Here is a 14,832-nt window from a genome sequence, read left to right as displayed (position 1 = left end):
TGGTCGCGTCTGTTATTCATATCATTTAAAGGGGTAACGCCGAAGATTGAAGATCACCTTGCTCCCGTCGCGTTCGGGAAGAAATGTCAGTTCGAACATGCCGGAAAGAGCCGTGCGCACCTTTTCCTGGTGCTGCACCGGCACGTACAACAGCAAAAATCCGCCGCCGCCGGCTCCCGCGATCTTGCCGCCGATGGCGCCCGCTTCGCGCGCCTGCTCATAAACCGAATCGATCTCGCCGTCGCTCACGCGCGACGCCATTTTCTTTTTGAGAGTCCACCCGTCATGCAGCGCGCGTCCCACGTCATCAAACCGGCCGCCGCACAGCGACGCGCGGATCGTTCCGACTAAGGGCAGCATCGCCTCAAGATTTCCGCGCCGGTTGCAGGTTTGCGCCTTCTGCTCGGTGAGGATCTCCGCCGATTTGCGCGTGCGCCCGGTGTAGAACAGCATCAGGCTCGACCCGAATTGCCAGAGGGAGCGCGCCGAGAGTTCCACCGGTTCCACGTCCACGGACTCATCCGGATGAAAGGTGTAGACGCGCAGGCCGCCATACGCCGCCGCATACTGATCCTGCTTGCCGATGGGCTTGCTGCACCGCTCGATTTCGATCTCGCATGCTTCGCGCGCCAGCCGCTCCGCGGTCACCTGCTCGCTGCGATACATGTACATCGCGTTCAACAGCCCTACCACCACCGAAGAGGATGAACCGAGGCCGCTGCCTTCCGAAGGAATATCCGCCAGCGTCGTGATCTCCACGCCCCGCCGGACTCCTGTGCGCAGCATGGCTTCGCGAATCAGGTCGTGCTCGATTTCCGACACCTCGTCCACGATCTCCCTGCGGGAGTAATTGAGCACGATCTTGTCGTCGAAACGTTCCTTGACGATCACATAAATGTACTTGTCAATCGCTGTCGAAATAACCTTGCCCGAACCGCCCTTGTAGAACTCGGCAAGATCAGACCCGCCGCCGGCGAGACTGAGACGCAGCGGAGTTTGCGTAATTACCATTTACCTTGTCCCATCGGCCAAAAGCCGTTGAACACGTTCATACGTTTCCATGGTACCGATATCCTGAATATACTCGTCCGTGACATACCCGAACATCCGGCCCACAAGCCGTGGCAACACGTGGAACCCCAAGTCTGCCGGCGTCGTCTCCGGCAAATACTCGAGAAGTCCCGCGCTTGCCACATGAATGCCCGAGTTGGCAAAGTTGCTTCGTGGCTCGGTGGGTTTCTCCTCAAAGGAGAGCACCCGGCCGTCCCCGTCCAATTCCAGAATCCCGCAGCGCCGCGGCTCGTCCGTCGGATAGGCCACCAGCGTCAACAGCGGATTCTGCTTCGCGCGGTGAAAGGCCAGCAGCCTGCTCAAATCCACGCGCGAGAAATTGTCCGCATAGACGATGAAGAAGGACTCTTCTCCCGCCACAAAATCCCACGCTCGCCGGATCGTCCCCGCGCTGCCCAGCAGCACCGGCTCGAACAGCGTCTCCACGTGCAGCGTAAGGTCCCGCGCCGCCAGATGCTCCCGCACCTGGTCCGCGTGATGATGCAGATTAATCAGCACGTCATCCACGCCCGCGCGAGACAGCGAGTCAAACCAATAATCGAGCAGCGGTTTGCAGCCCACCGGCAACAGACACTTGGGAGTCTTTTGCGTAAGCACGCCCAACCGGCTGCCCACTCCCGCCGCCAGAACAATCGCTTTCACGCGCGGACCATCGCCCGTTTGCGTGACCATTCCACGGTGCGCCGCAAGCCTTCATCGAAGGAAACCGTCGGCTTCCATCCGAGGACCTTTTCGGCCTTGCGCGCATCCAGATAAACCTTCTGAATCTCGCCCGGGCGCGCCGGCGCATGAATCGCGGGTTTGTCGAAGTCCAGAATCTCCTGCAACTTCTCGTAAATCTGGTTCACCGAGGTTCCGATCCCCGAGCCGATATTAAAAATTTGATTGTCACCCTTGGACAGGGCGCGGATATTCGCATCCACCACGTCGGACACGAACACATAATCCCGCACCGCGTCGCCGTCGCCGAAAATCATCGGCGTCTTGCCTTCCAGCATCAGCCCGATGAAGATCGCGTTCACTCCCGCTTCTCCGTGCGGATTCTGCCGCGGCCCGTACACGTTCGGATAGCGCAGCACCACGTAGGTCAGACCGCTCAGAATGCGGTATAGTTCCAGATAATGCTCTACCGTGTGCTTGGAAATTCCGTATGCGCATTCCGGATTGATCGAGTGCGTTTCCGGCACCGGCAATTCCTTCGGCTCGCCATACACCGCGCCGCCCGTGGAGACATACACAAAACGCTTGACTCCCGTCCGCACCGCTTCCAGAATCAGCTTCAGCGACCCCAGAATATTCGTATCGCCGTCGAACACCGGATCGATCAGCGAGCGCCGCACGTCCATCTGCGCCGCATGGTGCACGATCACTTCGGGATGAAACTCGTCGAACACCCGCCGCAGCCCCTCCGCGTCGCGAATATCCACTTCATAGAAACGCGCCGCCGTGGGAATGTTCTCCCGCAAACCGGTAATCAGATTATCCAGAATTGCCACATCATGGCCCTGGGCAATGAATCCATCCGCCACATTCGAGCCGATAAACCCCGCGCCGCCCGTCACAAGAATTCTCATTGCTGAACCGCTCCCCGCGCTGCACGAACCACGTTCAGCGACTGCATATTTCTTTCCGCAAAGTCCATGATGTCCTCAATGTCCGTCTGCTCATTCAGGTACTCCCGGTACAGCTTCACCGAGTCCGCCGGAGTAAAGCGCGGCGTCCAGCCCAGCGACTTCAGCCCGCCGATGTCCGAGAGAATGTGGCGCGTGTCTCCGAAGCGGAACAGCCCCGGTACTCGCGGTTGCAACTCTTCCTTGCCGAATTCCTTGGCCACAATCGAACAGAATTCCCGCACGGTGTACGGCACGCCGCCGCCCACGTTAAAGGCGCGGTAATCCGCGCGGCTGTCCTGCAGCACCAGCAGCAGCGCCTCCACCACGTCGTGAATGTTGACATAGTCGCGCACCTGCATGCCGTCTTCATAGACCAGCGGCGCGCGGTCGAAAAAGTAACTCAAGGAGAAAATCCGGCAGGCGCCGGAATAGTTGTTGTAGAAACTCTGCCGCGGTCCCTGCACGATGGAAAAGCGCATCGCCACCGACGGAATCCCGTAGCGCTTACCGAAGGCAATGGTCATCAGTTCCTGCGAGTACTTGGACAGCGCATACTGATTCTGCGGGTTGGCGTGGCTCTCCGGCGTGGGCTGCCATTGCAGCAGGTCGCTCGTGTCCGGATCGGAAAAATCCCACTCGCCCCGTTCCAGCATCGCCGTGGGCCGCAGATCCGGACGGAACACCGTTCCGCGCTGCGACTGATAGATCCCTTCGCCCGCCACCGCCTGCGACGACGCCACGATAACTTTCTTCACCGGCAGCTTGTGCTCCACGATCAGCTCGTAGATCAACGCCGTTCCCACCGAATTCACATGGAAGAACTTGCTGAAATCCGGCAGGTAATCCTGATAAGCGGCAAAATGGTAGACCGCCTCCACGCCTTCCAGCGCCTTGAGCATATCCTCGCGCTTCCGCACGTCGCCCTCGATGAATCGCACCGCGCACGGAATGTAATCCGGCTTGCCCTTCATATGCACCGGCTTTTCGAGGCTGTCGAGAATCGTTACCTCGTAGCCCTTCGCCAGCAACGCGTCCACGGTATGCGAGCCGATAAAGCCCGCGCCGCCTGTAACCAGAACTCTCATGAACGAGTCTCACTGTAATGTTTCAATGCGCCCCTCTGCCGGACAGCACGACGGGAATGGTCTTCGCGAGAATTTTGAAATCCAGCCAGAGCGACCAGTTGTCGATGTACGCCAGATCCAGTCGCACCCACTCGTCGAAATCCGTAATCGTACTCCGTCCCGATACCTGCCACAAACACGTCAGCCCCGGTTTTACCGAGAGCTTGCGCCGCTGCCAGCTTTCGAATCTTTGCAATTCGCCTTCCAGCGGCGGACGCGGCCCCACAATCGCCATGTCGCCCTTCAGCACGCTCCAGAACTGCGGCAGCTCGTCCAGGCTGTACTTCCGCAAAAACTTTCCGATGCGGGTGATGCGCGGATCGTCCGTCATTTTGAAGACGACGCCCTTCATCTCGTTCTTCTCCATCAGTTTTTCCTTGATGGAGTCCGCGTTCACCACCATCGTGCGGAACTTGTAGCCGGTGAATTTCTTCTTGGCCTCTCCCGCGACCTTCCAGCGGTAGAAAATCGGGCCGCGGTCATCCAGTTTAATCAGAATCGCAATCGCCGCCAGAATCGGGAACAGAATCAGCAGCATGGTTCCGGAGAAGCCGATGTCGAACGCCCGCTTCACCATAAGCTGCCATTCCTTGTGCCGCGTCGTGCGGTAGATCAGCACCGGCTGATCGTACAGAATTTCCGTTTCCACCTGCGCGACGAGGCTGGAGAAGAAGTTGGAGAGAATCACCGCGTTCACTCCTTCCTGCTCGCACAGTGCCAGCATATCCGTGCACCGTTCAAGCTGCCGCGTGGACACGGCAAACACCACTTCATGGATCGGATGCTCGTGCAGGATACGCGGCAGATCGTCCGCCGTTCCCAGCACCCGCGCCCCCATGATCTCCTTGCCCACGCGCTCCTTGTCCAGTTCGACAAAACCCACCAGATTGACGACCCACTCGGAATGCTCGTTCAGCGACGCCAGAAATCTCTGCGCCTTTTCACCCGAGCCGACAATCAGAATCGTCTTGGTCAGTGCGCCCTCCGTCCGCAGGTACTCCCGCAAAAAGCGGAAGAAAATGCGGTTCAGGCTCAGCAGCGCCATGCCGATGATGACGAACAACAGCATCGCGCCGCGCGGCGGAGTTTCGATCCGCAGCGCGTACGTCACCGCGAGAAACAGCAGCGTCCCTACCGTCGCCGTACGGAAGACCACCTTGAACTCGTGCATGCTGCGCATGCGCTGAGTGTCGGTATAAGCCTTCTGAATATCCAGCAGGAACCACCAGATGAGCGCCAGGACCACCAGACTGTTGTAGTAACTGTCGAGAGTCTGCGCAGTGCCAAAGAAGAATGCCGCCCGAAGCTGAGTACGTAACGCAAAAGCCGTGACAAACGCCACCACGGTCATTACGATATCCGCGATCTGGGCAAACAGCCGCACCCAAATGGACTGTTCATTCGTCTGAGGCATAATCGCTCATCAATTGCCGGCGTTCGCCGGACATAACATCACGCTGCCAAGCTACTCCACACTATCGACCACCGGACCGTATACAGCCTAAGCCGCCACGCCACGGTAGAAATCCTGAATCGACTTGGCCACGAACTCCACCTGAGCGTCGGACAGCTCGGCGTTGATCGGCAGGGCCAAGGAATCCAGTGCCAGACTTTCGGCATTGGGGAACTGCCCCTGCTTGTAGCCGAGGTAACCGTAGCACTCCTGCAGATGCAGCGGCACGGGATAATAGATGTCGCTGGCAATGCCGCGAGTCTTCAGATACTCCTTCAGATCGTCCCGGCGCGGTGCACGGATCACATACTGATGATACGTGTGATAGGCATCCGCCGGAACGGCCTGCATCGTCACCGGTGCGCCTTCCAGCAGATGATTATAGAGTGTCGCCAATGCGCGGCGGCGTTCATTCCATTCGCCCAGATACTTGAACTTGATCGCCAGCACCGCCGCCTGGATTTCGTCCAGACGCGCGCAGATGCCCAGGCGGTCGTAGTAGTAGCGGTCATGGCCGCCGTGCATGCGGTCGCTGCGCACCGTTGCCGCCAGTTCGTCCGTCCGCGTCAGCACCATGCCGCCGTCGCCCGCGCCGCCCAGATTCTTCGTCGGGTAGAACGAGAACGCCGAAATGTCGCCGATGCCGCCCGCCACCCAGGTCTTGCGCTTCGCGCCGACAGCCTGCGCCGCGTCTTCAATCAGCGTCACCTTGTGCTTCTGCGCCACGGCGCGCCACGCATCCGGATCGATCACCAGCCCGAACAGATGCACCGGCAGCAGTGCGCGGGTGCGCGGCGTGATGGCCGCCTCGGCCTGCTTGACGTCCAGATTGAAACTGTCCTTTTCGATATCCACAAACACCGGAGTGCCGCCCGTACGCACGATTGCTTCGGTCGTGGCGACAAATGTATACGGTGTGGTAATCACTTCATCGCCGGGCCTGATGTTGATCGCCATCAGCGACAACAGCAGGGCGTCGGTGCCGGAGGACGCTCCGATACCGCACTTCATCCCGGCCAAACCGGCCATCTGTTCTTCAATCTTCTTGACATTCGGCCCAAGTATGAAATACTGGGTTTCGAAGATGCGGGTGATTTCAGGCATAACCTCACCCTGGATTTTGCGGAACTGCGCCGGCAAATCCAGCATCGGCACGTTCATGATAACTCCTGTGAGAAGAAGGCCACCGTCGCTTCCAGTCCCTGGCGGAATTTTACCAGCGGCTCAAAACCCATGGCCGTTTTTATTTTAGAAATGTCGGCAAGGGAGTGGCGCACGTCTCCGGCGCGACCCTGCTCGTGATTGGCTTCCGCCGGCATTCCGGTGATTTCTCCGATGGTGTGGAGCAGATCGAGCAGCGTGTACCGCTCGCCGCAGGCCACATTAAAAAACTCTCCGCCCACGCCGTCCGTGTAGCAGGCGCGCAAATTGGCGTCGATCACGTTGGCGACGAAGGTGAAATCGCGCGACTGCAATCCGTCACCGTGAATGGTCGGCTTCTTCCCCTTCAGCACCGCCGTAATAAACAGCGGAATCACCGCCGAATATTGCGACGTCGGATCCTGCCGCGGCCCGAACACATTAAAGTATCTCAGCGCCACCGCCTCGAATCCGTACACCTTGTAGAATGCCGCGCAATATTTTTCCGTCGCCAGCTTGGACACCGCATAGGGCGACATCGGCAGCACGGGCATCTGCTCGATCTTCGGCAACGTGGGAGTGTCGCCGTAAACGGATGACGACGACGCCGCCACGACGCGCCGCACGCCTTCATCGCGCGCCGCCAGCAGCACATTCAGCGTGCCGCACACGTTGACGTCGTTGGACGCCACCGGGTCCTGCACCGAACGCGAGACGCTGGGCAGCGCCCCCTGGTGCAGCACATAGTGTCGCCCGCGCATGGCCGCGCGCACCGCCGCCGCATCGCGCAGATCGGCCTCGATCAGTTCGATGTCCTTCATAAACGGCTGGAGATTTACCTTTCGCCCCGTGGCGAAATTGTCGAACACCGCCACGTCGTGGCCGCGTTTCAGCAGTTCTTCGACAAGATTCGATCCGATAAACCCGGCGCCGCCGGTAACGAGAAAACGGTCTTTACTCATGACTTCTTTTCCGCTGGATCGCTTCTGACAAATGTGTAGCACGGGTTTACCATTCCGCGGAACGCGCCGAAAATGTAATCCACGTGACTCTTTTTCAAACCTGCATGACAGGGCAGCGCCACGATGCCGTCGCGCTCGTCCATCTCCGACCCGATGCCGAATTCCCGCAGCCGCTCATGAATCGCCCGCGCGGGATACGGTTCCTCCGCCTTCAGCAGAAAGGCCAGTGGCGGCTGCTGACCGTTTGGGGGCGGGAAGCCCAGCATGGTGAACAGTTCGGAATAGCGGTTCCAGTTCTCCGCCCGCGCCGCCGCGTAAGCCTCGCGCTGCGGCCAGTGAATCTGCAACAGTTCCCGCACCGTGTTGCGCTTGGTCACGTCCAGACAGTGGAAGTGGTCCCACACGTGCTTGTCGGGATAGAATTCGCCCACCAGCGCCGCGCCGAACTGCAGCGGGAACCAGCGCGCAAAATCGAACACCGCAAACCGCCCATAGCTTCCCGACCGCTGCTCGCCCTGCGGAAAATAGAAATAGTCGCGGCAGTCTTCCACCAGCGGCACCCGCTCCGTGGAAAGCTCTTCGACTTCCGCACAGGGAATCCCCCAGCGGTGGCATACCAGGTACGCGTCCGCTTCGCGCTTACGCGCTTCAAAGCCGAACCGGTCGCCGAACATCTCCCGCAGCGATTCAATGTACGACGTTTCGCCCGCCGATGCCCACACGCCCACCGTCGCCGGATTCGGCAGTTCCAAAGCTCGCAGCGCCGACTGCAATGCGTAGGGCCACGATGGCAGATAGGTGAACTCCGCCTCGAAATACTCGGAGAGCTGCGTATTGATCGCCACCGCCTGCTGCTCTACCCAATCCAGATGATCCGTCGCAAACGGGTTCAGCGCCATATGCGGCTTCACCTCGTCGGACGGCGCCCGGAACAGAATCGGATACGGCTGCGTGCAGTATTTCTGAAAATAGTGCTGCAATTCCGGACGGAAACTCACCCCCACGTCCAAGTAGGTGAACTCGCTACCCTTGAACTCCTCGACGATGTGCCACAGCAAATACGCGTTGGCTTCAATCGAGCGTCCCAGTTCGTTCGTCCCGCCGTAATGGTAGAACAGAGTATTGGGCGTCACCGGAGTCACAATGATCCCGCCCACCAGTTCCTCGCCCAGATACGCCAGATAGAGCTTCTGTTCCGGTTCGAGGGTTTTGGTCAGCGTGTCCGGGTTGTACCACACCCGGGCCATCAGGGAAAGGTCACGGCTCTCTTCCATTCGGATGCCCGCACGCTTCGCCTTGCGAATTCCCTGTTTGGCGCGCGAACGCAAAAGCTGCCAGGCCTTCTTTGGATCGAGGTGCAGCAGCGAGCCTTGAGTCAGAACGTCTTTGCCAATATATTGCACAAACCGGCCTTAGTTGTTGCAGAGAGATGCGCCACTGGGGCACGTCGGAAACGTCGTCGGATACAGCAAGCGAGGTCCGCGGCTGTCGGAACAATCATGCATGCGGCCCCCCACCGCCGATCCCTGCTGTCCGTTCCACGAATTGCTGTCCACGTCCACCGTGTGAGTATTGTACTGGCAGGTTTCCATGAACACGAACCCCGAGGACGATTGAATGCAGTTCATATGGATCGTCGGATAAGACGGTCCCGCCGCGGTCAAGGTTACACCGACGTAAAAACATTGTGCCAGACGGAAAAAGTGATTGTGATGGATATACACCGACGAGTCCACGTGCGAACTGATATCTATGCCCCACCACGAATTGTTGATCTCGTTGTGGCTGATATCCATGTTCCGTGCGTCGCTGACGTGTATTGCCCCTGTCTCCCCCGACTGTCCCGCCGACGTATCGCGTCCGCAATTATAAAAATAGTTGCAGGAGAGAGATCCGCCCCGGAAACCTTCCAGCTCCACGCCGAACTTCGAGCATCCGAAAATCGCGTTGTGGTCAATCGTGATGTTCGGTGCGCTCGGCACCCCGGGCAGCACGTGCACACGGAATCCCAGCGGCAAGTGATTCACCACGTTGTGCCGCAACACAATCGAGTCCTGACTCGCCAGCCCGCCTGTCAAGTCCACCGACTGCGCGCCGATGTCCGTAAAACAGCAGTTCTCGATCCGCCCGCCCGGCACCTGCGAAATGATTCCCTGATCCCCGAATCGAAACGCGCAATACTGAAAAAGCGGCGCCGCCGCGCCCGGATTGAAGTTGATCGCCCGCCAGTCGCCGGCCGCCGGCTGCGGCTCGTTCGATGTAAAGATGATGTATTGCTCCGGCGTCCCCACCGCGATCAGCGTGCCGAATACGTTAATCCGTCCCCCCGCTTCGCCGATCCGCACCACGGCTCCCGGCTCAATCGTCAGCGTCGCCCCCGCCGCTATCGTCAAATTCCCCGGCAGCACATAATGCTCGCCGGCCAGCCAGCGTGTGTCCGCCGACATGATCGAATTCGGCTGCAAATAATTTTCCCGCTTCAGCGGAATCGTGCCCACATCCAGCTTCGAGCCGCTCAAATGCGCACTCATCGGTTCGCTCCAGCCGAAGGAGTCCTTCTGCGCCACGACGACATACGGTCCGTTCTCCAGATTGGGAAAGTTGAAACTCCCGTCACCGGACGTTGTCCCGGACGCCACCAGCGTCTGCCCCGGAATTCTCCACTCGAACACGCCTTGCTGCGGATAGCGGAATCCCACGTTGGCATTATTCTGCGTGGTCGTCCAGACACTCGCCGCATCCTGCGCCGGCGCGTCGTACAGACTCACCGCAATGCCCCCGTTGCCCCCGCCACCCGATACCGAAACCTTGCCCACAATCCCGTTGCGCTCATCCTGTTTCTTGCACGTGCTCAACAACAGAATGGCCGCTATCGCCACCGCAAGTACGCCCACACCCCATGTCAGTCGCCGGATGATTCCCATGGCGCTGTCCCTTTCATCTCAGGTATACGATGCCTGCAGCCGTAAGTGCCCACAGCATAACATTCGCCAGCGTCGCCTTATCGTGCGTCAACAGGCTGGTCGGGTCGCCGCCCTCGCTGCGGGTGTAGATCAAATACAAATAGCGAAAGAGACCATAGACAACAAAGGGTATAGTCCAGAAGAGGTTGCGTGTGCCGTAGTGAAGAAGGGTATCGTCGGAAATGGTGTACAAACTGTAGGAAACCAGAGTAGCGGCCGTCAGCGCCGCCAGCATCTGGTCAATCATCTTCAAGCTGTAGTCCGCCAGGCTCGCACGGTGGGAGGCCGCGTTGTCTCCCAGCATCGCCAGTTCGTGCCGCCGCTTGGCCAATGCCAGAAACAGCGACAGCAGAAAAGCGCACAGAATCAGCCAGTACGAAAGGTAGATCTTATCGACAAACCGTCCGACAATCGCCACGCCGCCCGCCGCGCGGTACACAAACCCCGCCGAGAGCAGCATCACGTCCACAATCACCAGGCGCTTGGCGCCCAGCGTATAGACGATATTGGTTGCCAGATACGCGGCGGCAATCCAGCCGAAATTCGGACTGACGAAAAACGCCCACCCGACTCCGCCGCCCGCCGCCACAATCGCCACCATCACAGCCACCCACACCGGAACTTTCCCGGACGGCAGCGGCCGGCTCTTCTTCCGCGGATGCTGACGATCCGCAGACAAATCTACCAGATCATTGAACGCATAAACGCCCGCCGACAGAAGGCAAAAGGCAAAGAACCCCTGAGCCGCCGCCAGCAGCACATCGGGGTTCTCAAGAACGATCTTGGCCGGTGAGAACAGGATCGCCGCGAACAGAACGAGGTTTTTCGTCCAGTGGGCGGGCCTGATCAATTGTACGACGCCGACGAGCAATCTCATGCAGGATTACAACTTCACGACGTTCGGGAAGGCCCCGAACTTTTGAGTAGCGTTGCGGGCGTCAAACACCAACTTCGCCCGGCGGATAACCATTTCGTAATCGGTATCGGTGTGGTCCGTGCTGATCACCACGAGGTCGCACGATTTCACCAGGTCTTCCGTGAGCGGCACCGACGTGTGCATGTGCCCGTTGATGGCGATCGATGCAATAAACGGGTCGTGGTACATGACCTTCGCGCCGCGCTTTTCCAGTTCCTCGATCACGTCCAGCGACGGCGACTCGCGCGGATCATCAATGTCTTTCTTATAGGCCACGCCCAGCACCAGCACCTTCGAGCCCTTCATCGCCTTCTCGTGCTCGTTCAGGGCCATCGCCGCGCGATTCACCACGTATTCCGGCATGCCCCGGTTGATATCGTCCGCCACTTCGATGAAGCGCGCGCGATATTTCAGAGTCTTCAGCTTCCACGACAGGTAAATCGGGTCAATCGGAATGCAATGCCCGCCCAGACCCGGACCGGGATAGAAAGGCATGAATCCGAACGGCTTGGTCGCCGCTGCCTTGATCACTTCCCATACGTCCGCGTTGAGCAGCTTGCACATAATGGCCAGCTCGTTCACGAGGCCGATGTTGATCAGGCGGAACGTGTTCTCCAGCAACTTGGCAAGTTCCGCCGCCTGCGTCGAAGACACCGGCACCGGTTTCTCGATCACCATGCCGTACACCGCCATGGCCGCCTTCACGCAATTCGGCGTGTGACCGCCGACCACTTTCGGAGTGTTATGCGTGTGATACACCGGATTGCCCGGATCCACGCGTTCCGGCGAGAAAACGATAAACACGTCCTCGCCCACCTTCAACCCGCGCGATTCAAAGGCAGGAACCATCAGCTCCTCGGTCGTCCCCGGATAGGTCGTGCTTTCCAGCACCACCAGCAAACCCGGATGCGCGTATTCCAGCATGGCGTCCCGCGCATTGACAATGAAGGAGATGTCCGGATCGCCCGTTTTGGACAGCGGGGTCGGGACGCAAATCGACACGGCATCGAGATCCTTGATCACCGAATAATCGGTAGTCGCGGTCAGGAAACCCTTGTCCACGCAATCCTTCAGGAGCTTCGAGTCAACATCCAGAACGTAAGAATCCCCCTTCAACAGCCGTTCAACCTTCTCGGGGATAACTTCGATTCCGGTCACATGAATGCCCTTACGGGCAAATTCGACCGCCAAGGGGAGCCCAACGTATCCCATTCCAATCACGCCCACGCGGAGTGATCGGTCGGCGACCTTCTGAAGCAAGTTGTTGATCTGCATAGGCCTAATGTTCATACCAAGGTTTCTTCAGACTTACAATATAACTACCCGGCACAAAAAAAGCAATCAGAGAGAGCCTTCTTGCACCCTGCTTGACTGCTTTTTGCAATTGTTATACCGAAACTTACAAACCGCTAATCAAATGGGGTTCCGCACCGGAAACATGTGATAAATTACTCAAAGTGCGGAAGATACGCAACCCCCGTGTTCCCATGCCACCTGAACAGCCTTTTCTCTGGCCGTCCAGTGCCGGAAATCCATTGCCGCGGCAGGCAACCTTTGCCAACATTAATCCCGGCAAATGCCGGCAAACGGTTACAGCCCGCCTGCCTCCTGCTCCGAAGTAAGATGTTGGAAGTATCCCGAATTTTGAGTTTCAAACTGAGCAAGCGCCAAGGTGTAAAGAGCCAGAAGCACGACTGCCAAAACCAAAATGATACCAACTCTTTTCATGGAGGATGATCCTATACGAGATGACATGGCGGGGGTGGGAGCGGAGTAACACGAGGAGGGTGGTTCAAGCCAACCCTCCTCGCTCGAAGATCCGGAAGGATTAAGAGAAAGGTATTATTTTAGGCGCACAATGTCAATACGCCGGTTCTGATATCGTCCATTTTCTGTGGAATTCGACGCGATCGGATATTTGGAGCCATACCCCCGCGCAACGAGCTTTCCGCCGTCTATGCCCTGGGCAATCAGGAACTGCCGCACGGCGTTCGCACGCTTCTTCGACAGCGGAATATTCACCGCGTCGGAGCCGGTGATGTCCGTATGTCCTTGGATTTCGAGAAGCTGGATTTCAGGGTGCTCGTAGATAAGCTGAGCCACCCCTTGCAACACCCGCGAAAACTCCGGCGTAATCTGCGCTGAACCTATGGCAAAATTGATTCCGGGGAAGGTCACCACCCCGCCTGTACTCTTCCAACTCTGACTGATGGAATCCCTCTGCGCCGGGCGCAGTAGTTCGAGCTGCACCCGGATAGTCGGGTTGCCCTCGAAAATGTAGCGGTGAGTAATCTCCCGTGGGAACTCCCCATACGCATCCCGGTGCCGCCGCAAAGAGCCCAGCATGCTGGGTAGAGGATTGGGCTTGCCAAAGAAGAAGTTGACCGACAGACGATGATTCTCCTGCAGCCACTTCTGAGGCTCGGTTACAAAGGCATACTGCACATTGAAGTAGCGGTACCCGACCCCAAAGCCCGCCGTGAACCCCCGGGTGTCCCGCGCCAGATCATTCAGTCCTGCCGCCACGTAGAAATCAGCCTGCTCCGTCGCCTGAACATGGTAGGCCGCACCGATGGCCGCCGTGGCGTCCATATCCTTTACCTTGATCAGGTCCAGATCAATCGTCACATTCTGCCAGGGGAACACGCCGATTCCCAGCCGGCCTTCATAGGGCGTCTGGTCCTTGCCGATCTTTCCGGTGACATCCCTGACCATCGCGCCGAACTGCAATTCATCGTAGGGCTTGACAATCAACCCGGCATCCACGCCGTAGCCGTTGTTGTCCGCCAGATTCTCCTGCACATATTTGCCACTGATTCCCGCGCCCACACCCTTGCCGAACCAGTGGCCGTAACTCAGTTGAAAGGCGTTCTGTGAAACATCGAAATTCCCAGTCGGCACTCTATTGATGTCGCGGCCCATGATGTCGGTAATGCCTGCATTCATCCAAGACAGGCTGAAGGCGCCGATCTTCTGCGCGTTCCACGTTCCGCTCAGGTAATTGTACTGACGCTCGGCCTTCATCCCCGCCGTATACATTAAAGATGCCTCGTACTCCCGCAGGGACACCAGCAGCGCCGGATTCCAGTATGCCGCCGTGGCATCCATTGCGACCGCTGTCTGCGCCGTGCCCATTGCCATGCCCCGCGCACCCACGCCCATGCGCAGCCAGGGCGCGCCAAAATTCTGCGCAGACGCCCTCGTCGCCACAAGCAATAGACACACCGTGATGATGCTTGCCAATCTGATGCGGGACATGCTATCCCTCCTGATCCTATCTCAATTCCATCCCGTCACGCGGAATGAATATTACAACGCACTTTTCTCGCGATCCAAACACCGCACCCAACCCTGTCTTCGCAGCCCCACGCTTTTCGATAGCCCAAGCCCTCGCCGCGCCCAAGCCGTCGCCGCGGCATGCGTCTTAGGATTTCGCATGCCCGGCCATGGAAGGAATGTGCCCGGCGCTTCGGCCCCCCTTTCCCTATTTCATGGGGAAAGTCCTTAGACCTCGACGAAGACGGGGGCCGGGGGATAGAGGTCTGCCCGCCCACAAACCTATTCCCGTGTAGGGGCGGGTTAAGCAGAAG

At 58.6% G+C, this 14,832-nt stretch carries 13 protein-coding genes; all 13 read right to left on the bottom strand.

The genetic code is table 11. The features are described from left to right. Positions 1 to 21: 21 nt before the first annotated feature. The 13 genes from VGL38_10985 to VGL38_10925 all read right to left on the bottom strand — a co-directional run bounded on the left by VGL38_10985 (position 22) and on the right by VGL38_10925 (position 14,500). A complete protein-coding gene (locus VGL38_10985; GenBank protein HEY3295954.1) occupies positions 22 to 1,011 on the bottom strand; it encodes a GHMP kinase in 990 nt (329 codons plus the stop codon). Then, positions 1,012 to 1,713 carry a nucleotidyltransferase family protein gene (locus tag VGL38_10980; GenBank protein HEY3295953.1) on the bottom strand — a complete coding sequence of 234 codons (702 nt, stop codon included), beginning with the start codon at positions 1,711 to 1,713 and terminating at the stop codon, positions 1,012 to 1,014. Further along, complete coding sequence (locus tag VGL38_10975; protein ID HEY3295952.1) at positions 1,710 to 2,645, bottom strand: NAD-dependent epimerase/dehydratase family protein; 936 nt, start codon at positions 2,643 to 2,645, stop codon at positions 1,710 to 1,712. The genes VGL38_10980 and VGL38_10975 overlap by 4 nt, the downstream gene beginning before the upstream one ends. Beyond that, complete coding sequence (locus VGL38_10970; protein HEY3295951.1) at positions 2,642 to 3,769, bottom strand: SDR family NAD(P)-dependent oxidoreductase; 1,128 nt, start codon at positions 3,767 to 3,769, stop codon at positions 2,642 to 2,644. The genes VGL38_10975 and VGL38_10970 overlap by 4 nt, the downstream gene beginning before the upstream one ends. 22 nt (positions 3,770 to 3,791) lie before the next feature. Then, positions 3,792 to 5,222: a sugar transferase gene (locus tag VGL38_10965; protein HEY3295950.1), complete on the bottom strand. Its 1,431-nt coding sequence runs from the start codon at positions 5,220 to 5,222 to the stop codon at positions 3,792 to 3,794. 87 nt (positions 5,223 to 5,309) lie between these two features. Next, the gene (locus tag VGL38_10960) at positions 5,310 to 6,422 is read right to left on the bottom strand and encodes a DegT/DnrJ/EryC1/StrS family aminotransferase (GenBank protein HEY3295949.1); all 1,113 of its coding nucleotides are present in this window, start codon (positions 6,420 to 6,422) and stop codon (positions 5,310 to 5,312) included. Continuing rightward, positions 6,419 to 7,363: an SDR family oxidoreductase gene (locus tag VGL38_10955; GenBank protein ID HEY3295948.1), complete on the bottom strand. Its 945-nt coding sequence runs from the start codon at positions 7,361 to 7,363 to the stop codon at positions 6,419 to 6,421. The genes VGL38_10960 and VGL38_10955 overlap by 4 nt, the downstream gene beginning before the upstream one ends. Next, positions 7,360 to 8,766, bottom strand: coding sequence for a hypothetical protein (locus VGL38_10950; protein ID HEY3295947.1), 1,407 nt, complete (start codon positions 8,764 to 8,766; stop codon positions 7,360 to 7,362). The genes VGL38_10955 and VGL38_10950 overlap by 4 nt, the downstream gene beginning before the upstream one ends. 9 nt (positions 8,767 to 8,775) lie before the next feature. Then, positions 8,776 to 10,287, bottom strand: coding sequence for a hypothetical protein (locus VGL38_10945; GenBank protein HEY3295946.1), 1,512 nt, complete (start codon positions 10,285 to 10,287; stop codon positions 8,776 to 8,778). 13 nt (positions 10,288 to 10,300) lie between these two features. Beyond that, positions 10,301 to 11,203, bottom strand: coding sequence for a decaprenyl-phosphate phosphoribosyltransferase (locus tag VGL38_10940; protein HEY3295945.1), 903 nt, complete (start codon positions 11,201 to 11,203; stop codon positions 10,301 to 10,303). A 6-nt stretch (positions 11,204 to 11,209) separates the two neighbouring features. Beyond that, positions 11,210 to 12,532, bottom strand: a complete 1,323-nt coding sequence (locus tag VGL38_10935) for a nucleotide sugar dehydrogenase (protein HEY3295944.1) — start codon at positions 12,530 to 12,532, stop codon at positions 11,210 to 11,212. A gap of 300 nt (positions 12,533 to 12,832) precedes the next feature. Next, positions 12,833 to 12,970 (bottom strand): hypothetical protein, encoded by a 138-nt coding sequence (locus tag VGL38_10930; protein ID HEY3295943.1) that lies wholly within the window; start codon positions 12,968 to 12,970, stop codon positions 12,833 to 12,835. A gap of 114 nt (positions 12,971 to 13,084) precedes the next feature. Beyond that, positions 13,085 to 14,500, bottom strand: coding sequence for a PorV/PorQ family protein (locus tag VGL38_10925; GenBank protein ID HEY3295942.1), 1,416 nt, complete (start codon positions 14,498 to 14,500; stop codon positions 13,085 to 13,087). Between the last annotated feature and the right edge of the window lie 332 nt (positions 14,501 to 14,832).

The sequence above is a fragment of the bacterium genome (assembly GCA_036504735.1).
In the GTDB taxonomy this organism is placed as follows: domain Bacteria; phylum Electryoneota; class RPQS01; order RPQS01; family RPQS01; genus DASXUQ01.
This window is presented reverse-complemented; position numbering and strand designations above follow the sequence as displayed.